Origin of the sequence: Mariniphaga sediminis, assembly GCF_003573545.1 — a bacterium.
In the GTDB taxonomy this organism is placed as follows: Bacteria; Bacteroidota; Bacteroidia; order Bacteroidales; family Prolixibacteraceae; genus Mariniphaga; species Mariniphaga sediminis.
The window spans coordinates 60,613-81,718 of the sequence record NZ_QWET01000021.1; the positions used below are offsets into that span (position 1 = coordinate 60,613).

21 protein-coding genes are annotated in these 21,106 nt (G+C 39.3%); 3 read left to right on the forward strand and 18 right to left on the reverse strand.

Going from position 1 to position 21,106, the window contains the following annotated elements:
* Positions 1-29: 29 nt before the first annotated feature.
* Entirely contained in the window at positions 30-596 is a 567-nt protein-coding gene (locus D1164_RS19995) for a hypothetical protein (RefSeq protein ID WP_147372241.1), read from the reverse strand.
* Complete coding sequence (locus D1164_RS20000) at positions 593-3,520, reverse strand: chemotaxis protein CheB (RefSeq protein WP_119351682.1); 2,928 nt, start codon at positions 3,518-3,520, stop codon at positions 593-595. The genes D1164_RS19995 and D1164_RS20000 overlap by 4 nt, the downstream gene beginning before the upstream one ends.
* 671 nt (positions 3,521-4,191) lie before the next feature.
* Between D1164_RS20000 and D1164_RS20005 the strand changes: the two genes are divergently transcribed.
* The 3 genes from D1164_RS20005 (at position 4,192) to D1164_RS20020 (ending at position 6,591) form a co-directional block, all read left to right on the forward strand.
* Positions 4,192-4,803, forward strand: coding sequence for a sugar transferase (locus D1164_RS20005; RefSeq protein WP_119351683.1), 612 nt, complete (start codon positions 4,192-4,194; stop codon positions 4,801-4,803).
* A 407-nt stretch (positions 4,804-5,210) separates the two neighbouring features.
* Positions 5,211-5,882 (forward strand): OmpA family protein, encoded by a 672-nt coding sequence (locus D1164_RS20015; RefSeq protein ID WP_119351685.1) that lies wholly within the window; start codon positions 5,211-5,213, stop codon positions 5,880-5,882.
* A 49-nt stretch (positions 5,883-5,931) separates the two neighbouring features.
* Positions 5,932-6,591: a porin family protein gene (locus tag D1164_RS20020; protein ID WP_172594550.1), complete on the forward strand. Its 660-nt coding sequence runs from the start codon at positions 5,932-5,934 to the stop codon at positions 6,589-6,591.
* A gap of 449 nt (positions 6,592-7,040) precedes the next feature.
* Here the strand turns inward: D1164_RS20020 and D1164_RS20025 are convergent, their stop codons facing one another.
* The 16 genes from D1164_RS20025 to D1164_RS20095 form a co-directional block, all read right to left on the reverse strand.
* Positions 7,041-7,565 carry a helix-turn-helix domain-containing protein gene (locus tag D1164_RS20025; RefSeq protein ID WP_206611077.1) on the reverse strand — a complete coding sequence of 175 codons (525 nt, stop codon included), beginning with the start codon at positions 7,563-7,565 and terminating at the stop codon, positions 7,041-7,043.
* Between the two features lie 506 nt (positions 7,566-8,071).
* Complete coding sequence (locus tag D1164_RS20030) at positions 8,072-8,581, reverse strand: sigma-70 family RNA polymerase sigma factor (protein ID WP_119351688.1); 510 nt, start codon at positions 8,579-8,581, stop codon at positions 8,072-8,074.
* Between the two features lie 179 nt (positions 8,582-8,760).
* Positions 8,761-9,579, reverse strand: a complete 819-nt coding sequence (locus D1164_RS20035; protein ID WP_172594551.1) for an OmpA/MotB family protein — start codon at positions 9,577-9,579, stop codon at positions 8,761-8,763.
* Between the two features lie 106 nt (positions 9,580-9,685).
* A complete protein-coding gene (locus tag D1164_RS20040) occupies positions 9,686-11,500 on the reverse strand; it encodes a hypothetical protein (protein WP_119351690.1) in 1,815 nt (604 codons plus the stop codon).
* 294 nt (positions 11,501-11,794) lie between these two features.
* A complete protein-coding gene (locus D1164_RS20045) occupies positions 11,795-12,739 on the reverse strand; it encodes an MlaD family protein (protein WP_119351691.1) in 945 nt (314 codons plus the stop codon).
* A gap of 3 nt (positions 12,740-12,742) precedes the next feature.
* Positions 12,743-13,522 carry an ABC transporter ATP-binding protein gene (locus D1164_RS20050; RefSeq protein ID WP_119351692.1) on the reverse strand — a complete coding sequence of 260 codons (780 nt, stop codon included), beginning with the start codon at positions 13,520-13,522 and terminating at the stop codon, positions 12,743-12,745.
* A gap of 11 nt (positions 13,523-13,533) precedes the next feature.
* On the reverse strand, positions 13,534-14,355 hold the full coding sequence (locus D1164_RS20055; protein ID WP_241558303.1) for an MlaE family ABC transporter permease: 822 nt from the start codon (positions 14,353-14,355) through the stop codon (positions 13,534-13,536).
* A 123-nt stretch (positions 14,356-14,478) separates the two neighbouring features.
* Positions 14,479-15,345: a sigma-70 family RNA polymerase sigma factor gene (locus tag D1164_RS20060; protein ID WP_119351693.1), complete on the reverse strand. Its 867-nt coding sequence runs from the start codon at positions 15,343-15,345 to the stop codon at positions 14,479-14,481.
* A 164-nt stretch (positions 15,346-15,509) separates the two neighbouring features.
* Positions 15,510-16,622 carry an AI-2E family transporter gene (locus tag D1164_RS20065; protein WP_119351694.1) on the reverse strand — a complete coding sequence of 371 codons (1,113 nt, stop codon included), beginning with the start codon at positions 16,620-16,622 and terminating at the stop codon, positions 15,510-15,512.
* Complete coding sequence (locus D1164_RS20070; protein WP_119351695.1) at positions 16,615-17,013, reverse strand: hypothetical protein; 399 nt, start codon at positions 17,011-17,013, stop codon at positions 16,615-16,617. Before D1164_RS20070 ends, D1164_RS20065 begins: the two co-directional genes overlap by 8 nt.
* A 6-nt stretch (positions 17,014-17,019) precedes the next feature.
* Entirely contained in the window at positions 17,020-17,361 is a 342-nt protein-coding gene (locus D1164_RS20075) for a phage holin family protein (RefSeq protein WP_119351696.1), read from the reverse strand.
* A gap of 205 nt (positions 17,362-17,566) precedes the next feature.
* A complete protein-coding gene (locus D1164_RS20080) occupies positions 17,567-17,845 on the reverse strand; it encodes a YtxH domain-containing protein (RefSeq protein WP_119351697.1) in 279 nt (92 codons plus the stop codon).
* Between the two features lie 106 nt (positions 17,846-17,951).
* Positions 17,952-18,797 (reverse strand): M48 family metallopeptidase, encoded by an 846-nt coding sequence (locus D1164_RS20085; RefSeq protein WP_119351698.1) that lies wholly within the window; start codon positions 18,795-18,797, stop codon positions 17,952-17,954.
* A gap of 19 nt (positions 18,798-18,816) precedes the next feature.
* Entirely contained in the window at positions 18,817-19,764 is a 948-nt protein-coding gene (locus D1164_RS23985; RefSeq protein ID WP_206611078.1) for a B12-binding domain-containing radical SAM protein, read from the reverse strand.
* Complete coding sequence (locus D1164_RS23990; protein ID WP_206611079.1) at positions 19,677-20,309, reverse strand: B12-binding domain-containing radical SAM protein; 633 nt, start codon at positions 20,307-20,309, stop codon at positions 19,677-19,679. Before D1164_RS23990 ends, D1164_RS23985 begins: the two co-directional genes overlap by 88 nt.
* A gap of 54 nt (positions 20,310-20,363) precedes the next feature.
* Positions 20,364-20,573 (reverse strand): hypothetical protein, encoded by a 210-nt coding sequence (locus D1164_RS20095; RefSeq protein ID WP_119351699.1) that lies wholly within the window; start codon positions 20,571-20,573, stop codon positions 20,364-20,366.
* Positions 20,574-21,106 lie beyond the last annotated feature (533 nt).

Below are 21,106 nucleotides of genomic sequence, written 5' to 3' on the forward strand. Positions count from 1 at the left end.
ACATTTCTAAAAAAAAAGAAATTTCAATATCAGTACTTATTATTCTGCAAACTGAACTTTGAAATATTGACCACCGACAAAAGACATTTTTGATCCTCTTCTGTAACTACTCCCTCCATATAAACAGGACATAATAGTCTATTATCATAACCCAGCAAAACTTCACACGATTCTTTTGCATTAGTGTTGTAGACTTTTCTGAAAAATTTATTAAAAACAGGTTTTGAATCTTCTGATACGAATAGCTTAAAATTGCTGTCTATTAAACTAAAACGTCTGTCTCCGAGCATTTCAGCACCTGTAAAGTTCAGCTCGCAAATGGTTCCATCTGAATCGAGTGTAAAATAACCTACAAGAGACAATTCAAACACCATGATGTATTTTTTCAGGGCCGATTCTGCTGTTTCATATGCCTGACGCAGCTCCTCATTCTGCATTTCCAATTCTATCTGATGCACCTGCAATTCATGCAGGAGTTTTTTCATATCGGTTTCTTCCTTCGAAATTTTCTCCTTTTGTTGTTTTTCATTGAGTAGTTCTTCCGCTTTTTTGCGCAGCATTTTGGCATTCAAAAAATTCATTTCATCGCTCATCATGACTTCAATTTTTTTGTAGTAATTATAACTCCCATTGGCAAATCCTGATCATTGGAAAGTACATTAACCTTCCATTCAATTTCCATTTCAAGACCACCTGCTCCAATTGCCCTCATTTTTATTTTATTTTCACCTGCATGTTTCAGCAGTTGGTTCATTTGTTGTTCGGTTTTATGCCGCATAGGCTCAGTAACAAACAATTCCAGATAATTTTTATTGATAACATCATCCTGTATTACTCCAAAAACGTCTTCAGCAGCTGAATTAAACTCCAGTATTTTCCAATCGGGAGATAATTTAATGATCACATCTGATGATGAATGGAGCAGCAGGCGATTGAACTGGTGGTTTTCGTTTAATTTCTCTTCCACCAGTTTCAATTCTGAAATATTGATAAATGTGATAACCAGGCCGTCAATCCGGTCGTCGAAGGTACGGTATGGCATAATCCGGATGGAAAACCACCGCCCGTCTTTGGTTGGAATTTGTTTTTCAATAAAAATGAGTGTCCTCAGAACCTCGCGTGCATCTTCGGGCAGGTCGGGGTAAATAAGTTGTGAAACCTGGTCGGTAAACGGGCGGCCAATATCGCTTTTAATCAGTTTGAAAATTTTTGTAGCCTGATTGGTGTACCGACGGATATTGAGTTCCTTGTCGAGAAACAAAGTAGCAATGTCGGTGCTGTTGAGCAGGTTTTTCATGTCGTTGTTTACCCGCGAATAGTCTTCCACCTTTGCCATCAATTCGGCATTTACCGTTTGAAGTTCTTCATTCAGGCTTTGCATTTCTTCCTTTGAAGTAGTGAGTTCTTCGTTGGTTGATTGTAATTCTTCATTGGTTGATTGCAATTCTTCGTTGGTCGATTTCAACTCTTCCTGTGAAGTTTGCATCTCTTCCAGAATATTTTGCATCTCTTCGCGGGTATGTTGTAACTCATGCTCTAATTCGGTTTCTCTGACACTGGCTACTGCTTTTTTTCCTTTTTTCTCCGGTTGTTTGGTTTCAGCAGCTTGCGGAATATCTGTAAAAATTATCATCAGTTTGCCATATAAAGGTTCCGGTTTATGAATCCACTGAATGTTTACATTTAAAGTGATTGTACCTCCGTTTGTTCCAATTTTAACATGGTGCAAGGCAGTGGCTTCTTTGTTCATTACCGCTTTGCGAAACGCGATGGCAAAATCGTTTTGAAAACCCGGACGCAGCATGGCAAAAATATTCAGGTTTGCCTTTCCCACTGCAGGCTCCAGGTATTTTCCCGTTCGTCCGCTAATGTACAGTATATCGCCGTTTTCGTTTACCAAAACTCCGGCAGGCGAAAATTGCTGGAGCAGAAGTTGATCGGCAAGTGTTTGTATATTCATAATTGGTTTGTCAGATTCTGTATTTTCAATATTACCCGTTTTAGTCCGGGTAAATGAAGAAGGAAAATCGAATAATTGCGGGTTTAGGTTGGCATCAGATCGTTTAAAAATTTTCAGGGGTGAATCAACCTGCTCAAAAAGATGGCTTTGTACACCCAGTGTTTCTGAAGTTCCAAGCATTAAAAACCCTTGCTGGTTAAGGCTGTAGTAAAATAGTCCGAGCAATTTTCGCTGCAATTCCGGATCCATATATATGAGCAGGTTGCGGCACGAGATAATATCTAAATTGGTAAAAGGCGGATGCATGATAATGTTGTGGTGCGCAAATACAACCATTTCCCTGATTTCCGTATTAATGCGGTACATGTCATCGACTTTGGTAAAAAAACGGCTCAGCCTTTTGGCCGACACATCGTTGGTAATATTTTCCGGAAACAACCCCTTGCGCGCTGTATCAATCGCATCGCTATCCAAATCGGAAGCAAAAATTTGTAATGATATCCCTGCGTTCGGATTGACTTTTTCCAGTGTTTCCTTAAATACGATGGCCAGCGAATAGGCTTCTTCGCCGGTAGAACACCCGGGTACCCAGGCCCTCAATTGCGAATTGTGTTTCAACTTATCAATCAGCCCGGGCAATACTTTTTCTTTTAGTTTTTCCCAAACCGGTGCATCGCGAAAAAAATTGGTTACACCAATCATCAGTTCTTTGAACAGGATATGCACTTCCTTTGGATTTTCCTGTAAAAAGTGGACATACGAAAATATTCCATCAATTTTATGGACACTCATTCGCCTTTCGATACGCCGGTAAACTGTATTTCTTTTATACAGCGAGAAATCATTCCCGGTATGTGTTCGCAATAAAATAATAATTTTTTCAAGGGCGCTTTTATCCTTTACTTCACTATTTAGGTTTGATTTAACTACAGGAATATGTTTAAGGAAATGAATAAGTTCCGAAGGTAATTTTTCCGGTGGAGCCACTATGTCAATCAGTCCGGAGTCGATGGCATTTCGGGGCATACTGTCAAACTTTGCGGTATCAGGTTCCTGCACCAGTGCAATTCCGTTTTTTTCTTTTATTGCCCGAATTCCTATGCTTCCGTCGGAGCCCATCCCCGAAAGGACAATTCCAACAGCATTTTCCTTTTGGTCATCGGCCAGCGAACGCAAGAAAAAATCAACGGGCAGGCGCAATCCACGGGCTTCAACTGGGTCAAACAGGTGAAGCGCACCTTTGAAAATGGACATGCTTTTATTTGGTGGAATAACATAAACGCAGTTTGGTTTTACTTTCATCAGGTCTTCCACCTGAAAAACCTTCATATTGGAAACCCGTTGAAGTAATTCCGGAAGCATCCCTTTTTGGGTCGGATCCAAATGCTGGACAACCACGTAGGCCATTCCGCTTTTGTCAGGTACATTTTTCAGAAATTGCTCCAATGCTTCCAGTCCACCGGCTGATGCGCCGATACCCACAATTGGAATTTTTTGGGCTTTTACTCCTGAACTCTTTTCTTTTGGTGAGTCAGTTGGTTTTGTTTTTTTACGTTTCAATTATTTTTATTTTTGAATTATACGGTTATCAAAAATCCACTTTATTGAATTCCCGGGGTTGGAATATCCGAACAGAATTTTAATATACATTTTAAAATTAATTATAAATATACACATTCCCTTTAAATGGCAGCACAGACAATCCTAATCAGGATTTGAGCGCATTTCCATCTGTCTGTTTCCGTTCATGTCCTGTCCGTGCATTGGCCCCGTCATCCATCTCCTTCCACCCAGCAACAAAAATAGTAGGATTATGATTATCGCTATTACAGTGTAAAGTACTGTTTCTCTCCTTATAATTCTACGTTTCATCGTATTTTCAACTTATTTAATTGAGTACTAAAATAGAAAACCGCGTTTACGGTTTTGTTACATTACACCGGAGAAAATTTACATAATTCCCACTTTTTTAATTCTGTACATTTGCAAAACCTGACTGTTTTTACCCTGTTTCCGCAGCCGGTTTTTTTTACTGACACCCTTTGTTCAAAGGCATTTCCATCGAAAGGATCAGGGTAATCAGGAGAAAAATTGAATTTCAATTTTAATTTAAAAAAGCAGAGTTGGAAAACACTGCCGTAATGTGTGAATGATGTAACTCTTTATGAAAGTTGTGTAAGCCTTTCAATACCAAACCGCCCTACCTTTATTCAAGATAAATTTTTCCTTTTATGTATAAAGAATCCGTGGGTTTAAGAATGAAAAGCGTTTTCGACTTATTCTTTAGCTTTTCTGTTATTATGCTGATTTCACCGGTGTTTCTGATAATTGCCATTGCTATCAGGCTTGAAGATGGTGGTTCAGTGTTTTTCATACAAGAGAGGGTAGGCCTGAACGGACGTCGTTTCCCTATCTTTAAGTTTCGTACCATGGTTGCCAACGCCGAAGCATTAAAAGTATCATTGCAGGGACTAAATGAACAGAGTGGCCCAGTATTCAAAATCAGGAATGACCCCCGGGTGACCCGGATTGGCAGGTTTCTGAGAAAAACTTCGTTTGATGAGCTACCCCAGTTTTTTAATGTTTTGCGGGGTGAGATGTCGGTAGTGGGGCCGCGGCCTCCAATTCCTTCAGAAGTAGAAGAGTATAAACAGTGGCAAAAAAGAAGATTGACTGTAAAACCGGGTATTACCTGCACCTGGCAGGTTTCAGGAAGAAACGGTATTCCTTTTGAAGAATGGGTGAGGCTGGATTTGGAATACATTGACAACTGGTCTTTTACCCGGGATGTAATTTTAGTTTTAAAAACCGTCAAAGTAATACTTAAAAGAACCGGAAAATAATTCAGTTGCACCGTATGAAAACTGTTAAAGTGCCTGAAGGGACTTATCGTCAGTCTGTTGCAGTGTGCCTGTTTCCAAATGATCCGGAACGCCACTTCAATGTGTGAATGATGTAACTGTTATTGAAAATTGTGTAACATTTCGCTCTTTTAATGGGCATACCTTTATATGAAAATAAAAAGTTCAAAATGACAAATACATATAAAATGAAAATTAGCTGGAAAAATGATTTGCAGCAGTCAATTGTTGAGACGGACGTTCAAAGTCTAAGAAATCAGCTTAAAATAATTCAAAGTTCATCTGAATTAAATAGAAATATGAGATTACAGAATAACACAGAGGTAAGGGAAAATAATTTGTAATAGTTATTTGGCAATAAGTTAACTAAAAAAATAAAGAACAACAGAATGAAAAAATTTAGAATGGGTTTAGCCGTGATTTTAAGCGCAGCATTTCTTTTTACGGGCTGTGCTTCGTGGAATAAAACACAAAAAGGAGCAGTTATAGGAACTGCTTCAGGCGGTGCTGCTGGTGCAGTAATAGGCCGTGCTTCGGGAAATACTGCTCTTGGGGCAATCATTGGGGCTGCCGTTGGCGGTGGCGCCGGCGCTGTAATTGGCAGGCAAATGGATAAGCAGGCCGAAGAAATTGCAAAAAACGTACCCGATGCAAAAGTTGAACGCGTTGGCGAAGGTATTGTGGTAGAATTCAGCAGCAATATTTTGTTTGGATTCGATGAATCGAACCTTTCTGCGGACGCTAAAACAAACCTGGATAAACTGGTTGTTGTATTAAATAGTTATGCAGACACCGATATTGAAATTCAGGGACATACCGACAGCAAAGGAAGTTTGGCATATAACCAGAATTTGTCGGAGCAACGGGCCGAAACTGTTTCCGGTTACCTGACGGGGAAAGGAATTGCATATAACCGTTTAAACATTAAAGGGTTTGGCGAAACATTGCCCAAATATGAAAACGATACAGCAGATGGCCGGACTCAAAACCGCAGGGTTGAGTTTTTGATTACTGCCAATGAAAAAATGAAGGCCGATGCTGAAAGTGAAGTAATGAATTAATTTTTAACACCTTATAGATATTTTAAACATGAAGACAAAACTGTTTTATTTGATACTAATTTTTTTACTCTCAGGTTCCATGGCATTTGCCCAGGGACTTGACGGTTCAAAAACTTCCTTTGCGATTCTCGGTGGTGTTAATTTACAAAACCTGAACGGAAAGGATGCGGGCGACGACAAACTTGAAAATGACATGATCATCGGTTTTCATGCCGGAGTAAATGTTCAGCTTCCTGTTGCCCCGCAGTTTTACTTTCAGCCCGGGTTGATGTTTAGCACTAAAGGAGCTGAAAATACAGAAGGAGTATTATCAGGCACTTACAACCTGTCGTATGTTGAACTTCCGTTGAATTTTGTTTACAAAGCACCGGTTGGCAATGGTTATTTTATGCTCGGATTTGGTCCTTACGTAGCGTATGGAATTGGAGGAAAAGCCACGTACGAAGGCGGCGCTGCATCGGTTGAGACGGATATTGAATTTAAAAATGAGGTGGATTCGGGTGACCCGCTGACCACAGTATATATAAAACCGTTTGATGCCGGAGCCAACCTCTTTTTTGGTTATGAATTACCGGCCGGACTGTTTTTGCAACTGAATACGCAACTCGGCTTGATCGATATCAATCCAAAGGACAACCGCATCACCGGTGACAATCAATCAACACTTAGAAATACAGGTTACGGGCTTTCACTTGGGTTCCGGTTTTAGTTTTATCTCATTAAAATTGTTTATTTCGTTTGTATTCGATGTAACTCCCGATGAAACGAAGTTCGACCTAAGTCAATTTTAATTCTTCTTGTTTGTGAATTTAAAGAATTAAAATTCATGTTCGTTTCAGATTTTAGAAAAATGCTGTCGTTGTTTTCAACGGTGGCCTTTTTAAATTAAAAGAATCAGGTGTTTTGCACAGATACCAGGTAACTATTGTTTTGTAGTAGCTTTAATATCATAGGTGTTAAATACTTATAGAAAAAATATTTGTATTGAAGTTCGACCCTGGTCGGGGTTGTATCGTACAATTTGCCTGGATTTTCTATAAACATTTAAATTCGCTGGATTTAAAACAAATGGTTTAAATTATAACCTCAGTGCCTAATTCAAAAAAATTAAATGAATTCTGCTTTGGCTCTGCAGGTCGTATGGTTATGAAATTATTTTTATGTTAAGTGTCGGGGTCTTTGTTTTCTAAAAAAAGATGGTGTCATTCCGGTAAACTTTTTAAACTGGTTCGACAAATGGGCCACACTGCTGTAATTTAATTTAAAAGCCATATCGTCGAGGCTGCTGTCAGTGTATATAAGCAATTCTTTAACCCGTTCTATACGTTGTTCAATAATATACTTTTCAATGGTTATGCCCTGCATTTTCGAAAAAGTATTGCTAAGGGAAGCGTAACTGAGATTTACTTTTTGACTGATAAAATCAGAATAGTTTGGTTTGGGAATGTCATCTGTGTGATATACCAATTCATAAATAACTGCTTTAATTTCTTCTACCAGTTGGTGTTTTTTATCCTCAAGCAATTCCAAACCCGCACTTCGGAGGGCTTTATCCAGTAACCGTAATTTTTTTTCAGGTAATTTCTCGCTTAATTCTACTTCACCCAATTCAACCGTTATGTTGTAAACGCCCAGTTTGTTCACTTCTTCCTGAACAAAAGTTTTACAACGACTGGTTTTCATATTTTTAATTTTCAGAATCATTCCTGTTTTTCCCGTTTATTCTATGCCATTATTGTACACTTTTTATTTTTTTTGAATCAGAGGCCAATAGCCCAATGTAAAATTAATCTATTCGTATTTTTAAATGTTACACAATTCTTTTAAAATTTTACATCATTCCCACATTGAAAAAACAACACAATCCAATAAAGGAGTGCGGTGATGCAGCTTTTTAATAACGACAATAATTTTTTTGATACAAAATTCCTGAAATATGAGGTGGTATGTGCCCCGGATAAAAAATGCCTGTATATTTTTTTGTGTTTGCAAACATGGTGCTATCATGTCAGATATAAAATGAAGGAAGTATCATTTCCAGCGAAGTGGTTCTCATGGAAGATACCTGAGGTACGAAGTTGGTTTTGCCCGGGCAAACGGGCAGGAGATCACTTCTGACAGCAAATTTTTCTCCGAATTCCCGGTGGTGCCACTGACAAGTTCACAGTGAAGTAACACTCGTTTCTGTATTAACTATCCGAATATTCCCTGAGTGTTTTTTTTAGTTTTTTCCGGGTGAAAAAAATTCTGCTTTTAACGGTACCAAGCGGCAAATCAAGCTTTTTCGCTATTTCTTTGTATTTGTACCCTTCGAAAAACATAGTAAAAGGAATTCTGTATTCGTCTTCAAGGGCTTCAATATTCCGGTGAATTTCCCTGGTATGGTAAATGGAGTCGGGGGTCGGATAATTTTTTTCAGTTGGAACCAGGTAGCAAAAATCGATGCTGGAACCAACGAACTTGTTCCTTGTTTTTAAAATCCTCCGGTAATCATTAATAAAGGTGTTTCTCATGATGGTGTAAACCCATGCCTTAAAATTTGTGTTTTGCGTAAACTTGTCACGGGCAATCAGCACTTTTAACATGGTTTCCTGTAACAGATCGCTCGCCTGCTCCGAATCGGAAGTTAAACTGATTGCATATATATACAGCTTTTTCCTTAAATTAAGAAGTGCGTTGTTAAATTGAATTTTGGTCATGGCGTTTTTGTTTTTTTTAATGCGAAACTTAAATCAATCCCATAAAAATAGGCGATTATGCATGTTTATTACTTACACAATTTTCTCAGGGATTTACATCATTCCCACATTCCCAAAAAAACACCGCACCCAATAAAGAAGAGTGCGGTGAGGCAGCTTTTAATACCGGCAATAAAATTTTACTGATACAAAAGCTTATATATTTCCTGTAAATCAGGCGAAAGAATAATTTCGGTCCTGCGGTTTCCGGCCCGTCCTTCAACGGATGCATTTGGTTTAACCGGGTGAAACTCGCCTTTACCCGAAGCTGTGATACGTGTGGCATCAAAACCATAATCTTTGGTAAGAATACGAACGATGGATGAAGCCCGCGCGGTGCTGAGATCCCAGTTATCTTTAAATCGTTGGGTTTTAATGGGTACATTATCTGTGTGGCCTTCAATGTCAACAGTGAAATCGTTGGTGCTGTTCAGTACGCCGGCCAGCGATTTTAGCGCTTCTTTGCCTTTCGGATCAACCACATCGCTGCCCGATTTGAATAACAATTTTTCTTCGAGCGAAACATAAACCTTTCCATCCTGCTGATAAACATTTAGCTCATCTGTTTTATAATTTAACAAGGCCTGGGAAATTGAATTTTTCAGATGGGTGGTTTTTTCGTTTTGCGATTGAATGATATCCTGAAGTTCTTTTAAACGCTCAGCCTGTTCCCTGATGGTCATTTTCGATTCGGAAGAGAGCAACATCAAGTCATTTTGAATGGAATTATATTCTTTTTGAAACGTCTCTTTTTCTTTTTGAAGCGATGCCATTTCATTGTTTAGTTTCATTGATTGCATTTTGCTTTCATTCAGTTGGCTTTGCGTGTCAGCATTTTCTTTTTGCAGCTTATCGGCCCGGGCTTCTGAAGCTGCAAATTTTTTGCCCGATACGCAGGATGTAAATGCCAACCCAACTATCAGGGCAATAAAAGTAAATTGGTAAATAGATTTTTTCATTTTGATCATTTTTTAGTGAAAAATAACAAGAGTAAGGTGAGAACATTTGGAATACAAAACATTACACAATTTCAGATAAGAGTTACATCATTCACACATCTCACTTTTATCGAAACAGTACCGGCTCCGGTTTTCCAATTTCAAAATCGCGAAAACCGAAATCGGTGGTTTCAAAGGAGTTGAATTTAAAAACATTGTTTCCCTTTCCGGGGATTACAGGATAAAAGGAAACAGACAGCTGAAAAGCATTCATAACCAGGTTGTCATTTTTTATTAAAACCCCCAGTCCTATTTGTGAATAGAGTTTGCTGTCCCGGAAACCCTTTGATGCATGGCCAAGCATACCGAGCGAAAAGTTGAAATAAGGGCCAAAATGAAACCCCATAAAATCCCACGAGGCATACGATTGTGTTTGCGCTGTAAACAACAACCGGCTGGTACCTGATAATTCAGGGCTGTTAAAACCTCTCAGTCCGTATTCATTGTTCATGGTTAAGCTGTCGTAACTGGTGCGGTGAATGCCAATAATTACCTGTGGTTTAATAAACTGCCTGAATTTCCATGACCCAATTTCAATCAGGTTGGTAAAATAATTTGCCCCGGCCCTGAAAACGCCTTGCTCAACCTGCGCCGACCGGAGGAATGTCCCAAATTCGACATTGGAACTCAGGTATCCCCACTGATAATAATTGCCTGAAGAAAAACGCGCTCCGGCATAGAAACGGCCCAAACTGTTTTTGTCCTGGTAACCGCCGGTCAGGCTGATAACTTTTCCAACCGGAACATCTTCTGTTATGCCAAACTTAAAAATGTACTTGTCTTTTACGTACAAACGGGTTGTTACACCTATGCCGGCGAGGTAAAAATTTTCGTCGCTGTAAAACCGGAGTGTGTCAATCGTTTCATGGGGCTTTTCAATAAAACGGATCCGGATAAATCGAGCAGCAGAAATAAACCGGGTGGTGCGGCTGTATTCTGTGATTCCCCTGAAAACCGGCATGGAGCTGCCCGCCCAGTAGTCTTGTGCATTGTATTTAAACCGCATAAAATTGACCGACCAGATTGAATCTTTGTGAAAGTGTTGCGAAAAATTTACGCCTGCCGCCCAATTTGCCAAAGGAGAAAAAAACGGTCGTTCCGCAGCAAAACGTTTGATAAAATTTCCGTATTCATCTGTACCGTATTGCAGTGTAGAATTAATGTAGGTGTTCCGAATGTTTGGGATAAAGTATTTCATCCGGTAAGCCACATCGCCGGTTGAATGTTTCCAGACAATTCCATTCTGGAACGTGTGCCCCAGGCCAGTAAAATTGTTTTCTCTGAGTTGAAAGTTTAGCCGTGTTGAAGACAAAGAGCCTCCCGGAATCAGACTCCAGCTATCCAGTTCGCGGATGAAAATATCAACCGAATCGGAGTTTTCCAATGCAACTGTATAAAACGATACATCGGTAATGTAATTCATACTGCGCACCAAACGTTCCGATTCTTTTACCCGCAGCGAGTCGAAGGGTTGATTTCGATGGAACAGCAACAGGTTGCGAATGGTGAAGGGATGTGTTTTAATATGAAATTTGTTTCCGGTCCTGGTTAAAAAGTTGAACGATGCCGCAATGGTGTCGCCAATGGAATATCCAAACGGGTTGAGTGTTACAATATGAATTTTCCTGATGATTTTTCCTTCAAAGGAGCTGTAAGGTTTTTGTATCAGCCTTTTGTTCAGAATTTTTTGTGCAGGGGGTGGCGCAACCGGTTTAAAAAACAGCCGGAACATAAATTTTGTAAATCGGGTGCGTTCAGAATAAGTTTCGATGTTTTCGTAAAGATGAGTTGTATCTTTTTGGGCTATAGGTTCCTGCGCAAAAACAAAATCATTTGTTATGAGTAAAACAAAAAATAATATTGCCGCAATTTTTATCCACATTTTTAGTCTTTAAAACATATTTAATGGCTAAAGCCCCTATCATTCGTGGGGTTTATTGCCCCCGGCTTAAGCCGGGGGTTAAATTATTTAAGCAGAGATCTGGCTTTAGCATTTAATCTTAAAACTCCTTGCTTTTTGCCCTTTGTCCCTCGCACTCCACCCGCTGTCCTGTTGCCAAAAGGATAGCATCCCTTCTGTTTAAAAAACTTGCAAGGGTTTGGATTTTACGTACCGCTGATGAGAAAAGGGATGCCATCCTTCGCTCCCTTCCCTCTGCTCTCTGCCCTCTGCTTCCTACTTATTTCCCTCCGGCACTATCGTATCTGTCTCCATTCGCATTTTTTCCTCTTCCTTGGCCTGCCGCCTGTAATATCTCCTGAAAAGGAAATTGTGTTTGAGCGCTTCCATATTTTCGTTCAGTCCGATACTGCTTTCTTTTAGATTAATAATCGTTTCATCAATATTATTAACAATAGACGTATCCTTGAGCAACATTCCAATAGCCCCTTCGCCATTGTTTATTTTTGTCATAATTTCGCCGAGTTCGTTGGAAGCAACTTCCGTTTTTGCGGCAGTTTTCTGTAAGCTCTCCATAAAGGCAAACACATTTTCTTTTGTGATTTCTATGGTTTCATCCAACCCTTCCGAACTTTTTCTGAAGTTTTCGATGGTCAGATTCACATTTTCCGCAATGGTTGAATCCTGGATTAACCTTCCCAGCATTCCTTGTCCGTTATTAATGTTTGTCATTATTTCGGCAAGTTGTTTTGTTATAACTTCGGCGCTCTCGGCACTGGTTTTTAAACTTTTCATAATCTCGTCGGTTTCAAGTGGTTCTTTCGACAAAATATGTTCTCCGTCTTCTGCCATTGATGAGTTAGTGCTTCCCTGTGTAATCGTAATAATCCGGTCGCCGATAATTCCTTCGGAGCCAATACTTGCATAACTGTCGGCTTTTATAAACTGCTGCACATCTTTTCTGATAAGCAGGTCGACCTGCACGGTTGAATCGTTAATAATTTTAATGTTATCAACAATGCCGACATCAATTCCCGAGAACCGTATATTATTTCCAACTTCCAGGCCGCTTACATTATAGAAATTGGTTGTAATTTTGAACACAGGATTAAATAAATTTTGTTGCTTGCCAATGATGAAAATGGCCACAACAAAAATGGCAATTCCTACTACAATAAAAATTCCTAAACGTGCCTTAAACTGTGGTGTGTAATTTTCCATTTTTTATGCTTTTTGTTTGAAAAAAGATTGGATTACCTCATCAGTTGAATTTTCAAAATCATCAATGTTGCCTTCCATGTAAATCTCGCCGTCTTTTAACATGATAATTCTGTCGGCAGTGGCGCGGGCACATTCAATATCGTGCGTGATGATGATAGATGATGTAAGGTATTTTTTTTGAACATCATTAATTAGTGCGCTTATTCCACCAGAAGTTACCGGGTCGAGTCCGGTGGTTGGTTCATCGTAGAGCATAATCATCGGGTCTACTACTATGGTGCGTGCCAGGCTTGCCCGTTTCCGCATTCCGCCCGAAAGTTCCGATGGCATTTTATGCAACGTGTCGGCCAAACCTACATGCTCCAAAGTTTCCTCAATTTTTTTATCCCTTTCTTTTTTTGAAAGCTTCTTTTTTATTCTGCGTAAAGGAAATTCAAGGTTTTCTTTAATGGTCATTGAATCGTACAGCGCACCGCTCTGAAAAAGGAAACCAATTTTTTCCCTCAACCGGGCCAGTTTTTTGCTTTTCAATTCACTCACATTTTCGCCCAGAACCATAATAGTTCCCTGGTCGGGGTTGAGCAAACGGACGATGCATTTAATAAGAACCGATTTTCCGGAGCCTGATTTACCGAGTACAACCAGGTTTTCGCCATCATAAAGTTTTAACGACAGTTTTTTTAATACCTGCATATCATCAAAACCTTTACTGAGGTTATTAATTTCAATAACCATTTTGGGCTTCTTTGTACTTTCCGGAGTAACCTTTTTATTTTTAATCATTTCTTATTTTTCTATAAAAGCATATCGGTTATCTGAACAGCAATCAAATCAACAATTATCACAAGCAGGGAAGCAAGTACCACGGCCGAATTGGCCGCTTTGCCCACGCTTTCCGTGCCGTGCCCTGCAGAATAACCTTTATAACACCCCACAAGCCCGATGACGGCTCCAAAAAAGAATGTTTTAATTACGGCAGGTAAAAAATCCATAAAATCGACCACCCGGAATGCCTGGTTGAAAAACAAAACAAAAGAGACGCTTCCTTTAATGTTTGCGCCGGCCCAGCTTCCCAAAATCCCAAGCGCATCGGCATACAAAACCAAAACGGGGATCATCAGCGTGGCGGCCAAAACCCTTGTTACTACCAAAAAACGTATGGGGTGGGTAGAAGAAACTTCCATGGCATCGATTTGTTCCGACACTTTCATTGAACCCAGCTCGGCCCCAATCCCCGAACCAATTTTCCCGGCACAGATTAATGCGGTAATAACCGGTCCCATTTCCCGGATAATTGATAAAGATACCATACCGGGAAGCATGGATACGGCTCCGAAATCGACCAAAACCGGCCGCGATTGTATGGTTAATACCAATCCCATTATGAGGCCTGTTACCGAAATAAGTGGCAAAGTTTTGTACCCTATTTGAAAACACTGGCGCAGGAATTCGTTAAATTCAAAATTCAGGGAAAAAGTTTCTCTTGTAGTTTTCCAAAGAAATAAAAAGAAATCGCCTATTCCGGAAAAGAATACATTCGCTTCCTTCGTTTTCTCAATAGTTTTCTCGCTAAGCTTAATAACTTGCTGTTTAACGACAAGGGTGTTTATTGACACTTTTTTAAATGGGGTAAATTTTTTCACCTAGTAAAGGTAGGGGCGTTTATGCCTGAAAATTTTACAGTATTTCGGATAAGAGTTACATCATTCACACATCTGTAAGTGAATCCGAAGAAATCATTAACAAACGTATTCTTTAAGTAAACTGTTGCTATGTGTGCGAACTTTTAATTTTTTCAGCGAATGTTCCTTAACTTGCCTTACTCTTTCATACGATAACCCGAAATCGACGCCTATTTTTTCCAAAGGTTGGGCAACAATTCCGTTGAGCCCAAAAAACCGGCGTAAAATATTGGCTTCCCTTGAGGACAGCCTGGAAAGCGTCCGTTCAATTTCCTTTTGCAATGATTCGGTAATTAAACCTGATACCGGACTATGCGAATTATCGTTCGGTACCAAATCATAACGGTTATTTTCCGCTTCATCGCCAACTGGTTCGTCCATCGACATATTTATGGTTAAGATATACATTGTATCTTCCACAACCTCTGGCTGCAATCCCATCGCTTCAGATAATTCGTCAATGGTTGGTTCGCGAAAATACTCATGGCTTAATTGGTTGAACGTTTTTTTCACTTTATTTTTTAACCCGATTTTATTCACCGGAAGCCTAACTATTCTTGAATTTTCGTCGATTGCCTGCAGGATTGAATTACGAATCCACCAAACAGCGTAGGAAATGAATTTAAATCCCCGGGTTTTGTCGAAACGTTCGGCTGCTGTTATCAGCCCCAGGTTTCCCTCGTTTATCAAATCAGGTAAACTTAATCCCTGGTTTTTGTATTGGTTTGCAACCGAAATAACAAACCGGAGATTGGCTTTTACCAACTCCCCAAATGCGTGCTGGTCGCCCTCACTAATTCGCCGGGCAAGTTCAATCTCTTTTTCTGTTGTCAGCAGTTTAATTTTGTTAATCTCGCGCAAATATATATCCAGCGCTGTACTATTGGTAAAATTTATTTGCCGGGAAATTTTCAGGTGTCTCATATAAAATAATTGTTATTACAAATGTCTCCATTTTTCCAAGAAACTATTTACACTATTTTATAAATGATTTACACAATTCACACATTTCCAATGATTTTAGAATGATATTGTTAATTCGTATTTTGAAAGGATTTTTAAAATGGAACTAACTTATAATTCAAATTTTACTTATCCGGTGCATTCAATTTGGTTTCATTTTTTTTGAATCGGTGCGATCTTATAATTGGGGGCATTGTATCACCCAATAAAAAGCCCCAGGGTGTTAATGGCGGAATGTGATCGAAAATAAGCTTTGCAATTGCAGTTAGCGGAATGGCAATTAACATTCCCGGAATACCCCATAGTGCGCCAAATGTAATAACAGCAATGATGGAAGCCAATGCGTTGATTTTTACCTTCGAAGCAACTATTTTGGGAACAATGTAATTGTTATCTATAAATTGAATAAAAATATAAAGGGCCAAAACCAGCAATGCAAACCAGGGAGATGGTTTGGTTACAATGGCAATTATCATTGGCATTGACGCAGCTATAATTGAACCGAGATAGGGAATCAGGTTAAGAAGTGCGCCCAATAAGCCTAAAATCAAAGCATATTCAATTCCCAAAATCAGAAGGCCAATGGTATATAAAAACGAAATGATTACCACCTCAATTAACAATCCGATAAGGTAACGCTGAATAAGGGTTTTAATCTGGTTGATGATTTCGCTCACTTTACTTCTGTTGCTTTTTCCAAACAACTTGTGTGAAAATTCAATCAGGAGAGGCTGATAAAACAAAATCATAAAAACATATACAGGAATCAGAAATAATAAAGCTACAACGCTGCCTACATTAATTATGGTTTGCCCGATTTCAGCACTTCCAATGAGTTCATTTTTTGTTTCTGTAATCCATGTGGTAATTTCCTTATTGCTTAAATTAAAATGCCCCGAAACGTAAATAATTGTCTGGTTGATTATTTCAGTAAATTTATCAACCAGTTTTGGCAACGATTCGGTAAACCGGCTTGCCTGGGTAGTCAAAAGAGCCCCAAATGCGGCAATTACCAGAAAGGTTAGTAATAAGGTAATTAAAATGGCAACAATCCTGTTTATTTTAATCCTGACAAACAGATTTACAACGGGGTGCAAAATAATGGCAATGATGGTAGCAAAAACAAGAGGGATAATAATGCTTTTGGCGATATACAGTACCGTGAAAAACGCAAATATGCCAATAAAAACAAGGGGTGCTTTTATGCTGATCGGAATTCTTGTTTCTTTTTTAATCACGGCTTGCAGAATTCGATTTCCGGCTGTTGTTTTGAAAAATATTCTGAACAAATGACTTTATGGCATTTGGGGCATAAACAACCAGGTTGGTAACACCCAACTGTAAAATTAAACCCAATAGTTTCTTTGATTTATTGTTTGACCTGCCAATCATTAGCGCTCTTTTTGAAAGATAGCCTGCAACCAGGCCAAGGGTAACGTTAAAAATATTATTGAAAAGATAGGGGGAAGAACCAATTTCTTTCATTGTACTTTTAATAAGATTAGCGGGTTTAAGGCTCTCGTAGGCAAGAAAAAAGTTTCCCTTCATCTCTAGAAGATGAACAGATTTTTCTGCTTCCAGCAGTTGAATGGCTTCTTTAAGTTCGGCAGGGGTAGATATATTTTCCATGTCAGTTTATTTAAACATCTGTTTAACCAGATAATTGCAAATTTTCCGTTTAATCCACTTATGCATAAAAAAATGCATTACAAGTCCCACAACAGCATAAAATGCTGCAATCACAAAAAATCCGTAGAAATTATTCCCGAAAATATCACCCAGCCAAAATGCCAGGCCTAAATTGAAAAAAAGCAGAAACAAAACAAGAATAAAAAAAACAACAACATGGGGTATTAACCCGGAAACTACTTCCGATGTTTTGTCTAAAGCTTTTAGCTTTACCAACTCTATTTCTGCTACCCCATACTTGAAGGTACTTTCCAGAAGGGATTCAATTAATTTCACGTTTTCATCCATGGTATTTTTACATTATAGTACTTCATTTTCATTCGGCGAATGTTGAATTTGTTTGCCCAAGGTGCCTGAAATAAAATGTTAAAAGAAACACGGTTTCTTTCCCGCTTGCTAAAGTTTATATTGTGCAGTAGCAGATGATCTGTAACTTCAGCAAAGGATTTCTGTTTTCAATGTTTCTTTTAACATGTTTCCATTTTAAACCCTTCTAATTCTCAACAGTTTTTGTTTCCTTTTCTGCCTCATCGGGTTTCCCCATTTTTTTATCAGCATAGTCGGAAACATCTGCTTTCACCTTTTCAAATTTTTCGGTGACTACTTCAAGCAAATCGTTTAACTTTTCCTTTACTGCATCTGAGTAGTCTTCCCCCTTTTTCAAAATTCTTTTACGGGTTTTCGATCCTTTTGCAGGAGCAAATAAAATTCCTGCCAATGCGCCGGCGGCTGCCCCGGCCAATACGCCCAACAAAACTTTTCCTGAACTCATATTATTAATTGATTATTGATTAAATAACTTATACCGACAAAGGTCGGCCATCCTGCACCGAATGGCGTTACACAATTTTGCAAATGATTTACATCATTCACACGTTTTATTTTGACTGATTGTAATATTTCATGGCTTCGGGCATAAATTGTTTCAGCTTTCTTATTCTTGTTTCATCGGAGGGGTGAGTGCTTAAAAATTCAGGAGGTTTTGCTCCGCCTGCATTCGACATTCTTTCCCAAAAGGGAATTGCTTCCTGCGGGTTGTAACCGGCCATGGCTGCAAATATTAATCCATACTGGTCGGCTTCGGTTTCCTGTTGCCGCGACCAGGGTAAAACTGCACCAACCGTGCTACCAATGCCATAGGCCTGCATGAACAGATTTTGAGTTTCCTGAGGTTTTTGCGATAGGGCAACCTGCAATGCAACGCCGCCCAATTGTTGAATCATTCCCTGGCTCATTCGTTCGCTGCCATGTTTTGCAATGGCATGGGCAATTTCGTGGCCAACGACTATGGCAAGCGCTGTTTCGGTCTGCGTAACGGGCAATAAGCCAGTGTAAACAACCACTTTTCCTCCGGGCATACACCAGGCATTAACGGCTTTGTCATCTACAGTATTAAACTCCCACTTGTAGCCTTCAATTACCGATTGTTGCCCCTGGCTATTGTAATATTTTGTGATTGCATTGGAAATACGCGCTCCAACGTGGTCAACCATGGCGGCCTCTTTATTGCCCGGGCTTAACACCTTGTGTTCGGCCAAAAAAGCACTGTACTGGCTGGTAGCCATTAATTGCAATTCCGATTCGGGGACTAAACTCAACTGGTTGCGGCCGGTTACAAGATTCAGAACACATCCAGTAAACAAAACAGAACCCAGAACCAGCAAAAGAGGTTTTCTGACCTGAAACCCAACTCGTTTTATCCATTTTTTAGCAAGTGTTTTCATTTCCTTATCTTATAATTCATTATCTGCTTTTGTTCCTTAACCCATATACCGTGCGGAAGTGATAACCATACACCGCAAAGGTTATGGCATCAATCATTAATCCGGGCTTTCGAAAGAGTGTCCAAAACAGAAATTTCCAGTACTCGCGGCGGCCACTGTTGGCAAGCCCGATGATAAATACAGATTTAATAAAACCTGCCAGGTAGTTCAACTGCACTCTTCCTTTTCCGGTTTTCGGACGTTTATAATTGTTTAAACACTGTCGTATTCGCTGATAATAGGGTTTTGGAGAATAGATGCCGGTGATAATTTTTTTATACCCGACGAGTAGTTCATGATGATCCATTTTGGGGATAAAATTCATGGATGCGTCTGTGTTATTGCCCGATGATTCAACCGTCAGCCGGTTTTCGGCTTCAAGTCGTTCATAAAGTTTTGTGTTTTTGGGAGCGTTTAACAGTCCAACCATTGCGGATACAATTCCGCTTTGCTGAATAAAATCAATCTGCCGCTGAAAAACAGAAGGCGTGTCGCTGTCGAAACCAACAATAAAACCTCCGGATACCTGCATCCCCGCGTTTTGTATTTTTTTTACGCTTAGCAAAAGGTCCCTGTTTTTATTCTGAATTTTGTGGCATTCATGAAGCGATTTTTCTTCGGGTGTTTCGATGCCGACAAATGTGGAACTAAAACCGGTTTCTACCATCATTTGCATCAGTTCCTCATCGTCGGCAAGATTAATGGATGTTTCGGTATTGAATTTGAACGGGTAGTTATGGCTTTGCATCCAGCTTTTCATTGCCGGAAGCAGGTTGTTTTTTATTTCATGTTTGTTCCCGATAAAATTATCATCAACAATCAGCACCGGGCCACGCCAGTTCAGGTTGTAAAGCGCCTCGAGTTCGTTAATGACTTGGATGGGGTTTTCATTCGTACCTTGTGCCCCAAAAGGGCAGTAATTTCGCAAAAATCGCAGGAATACGGGCAACCCCTCGATACCTGAATATTCATAAAAGCATAGTCTTTTGCCGATAATAAATGGTAGTCGGGGACAGGGGTTGTAGTCATATCGGCATATTCGCTGGTTTTATAAATACGCTGTGGTGGTTTTCCCGAAGCCAGATCATGGAGGAACAAAGGCATCGTAATCTCTGCTTCGTTCAGCACAAAATGGTCAATCTGCGAATAATTGTTGTACTCCTGGGTAAACAGCGGACCGCCGGCTACAACTTTAACCTTGTTTTTTATACATTCTTCCAGAATTTTATTTACCGATTCTTTCTGAATATACATTGCGCTGATAAAAACATAATCGGCCCAGATGATATCACTGATTTGAAGTGATGTAACGTTCAGATCAACAAGCTTTTTATTCCATGTTGGCGGCAACATAGCCGAAATGGTAACCAAACCCAGGGGTGGCACTGCTGCTTTTTTGGAAATAAACCGCAATACATGCGTGAAACTCCAGAATGATTCAGGATATTTGGGATATACCAATAAAATATTCATAATTTTCTTTTTTACAGGTTATAAAAAGTCTTTATGCAGGTCGGAAAAGCCATTTTATTTCTTATATCCCTGCCATACAAAAATACCACCAACAGCCATTACCGCGATGCCAATAAATGGCGACCACCTGAAATTATGAGGTTTATTGGCTGTAATTTTTAAATCTCCTATTTTAACTACATCCTCTCTGGTGAAGAAAGAAACAGTAGTAAAAATGGTCAGTAATAATCCGACAATAATCAGTACGATGCCTGTTTTTTTCATTCTATATAGTATGAATTAATTCATAAGAAAGTTAAAAATTGAAGGGTGGGTGTTTATTATACAATTCCTAAATAATATTACATAATTCACACATTTAAAGATGTATTTGATTTCCACACAATGAGTATCATTTTTTTCGTCAGGCAGAACTTCCAAAGTATGGTTGCCCGGTGGTAGTTATTTTTGAGGCAGGGTTTTCATAACAAAAAACCAGGTAGAACTGTCATTCCCGATTTATTACGCTTTTTTGGAAAAAAATGTGGGCACAAGACCCACATTTTTAAAAACCAACCCAAACTAAACTATTAACGACTATGGACAATATTTTGTCCTGAACTTTTATAAAATCCTTCTTCCCTGAATAATTCTAATTATTATGGCAATAACTGCAATTACCAGCAAAACGTCATTAGTGTCCACTAAAAATTAAAGCACAATTGGCCATGACCATTTTCAGGCATATCATCCATTTGCACCACCCTTTTGAAGAGTTCCCTGATCGGTGTTTTGTCGAAAAGCGACATGCTCAGGAT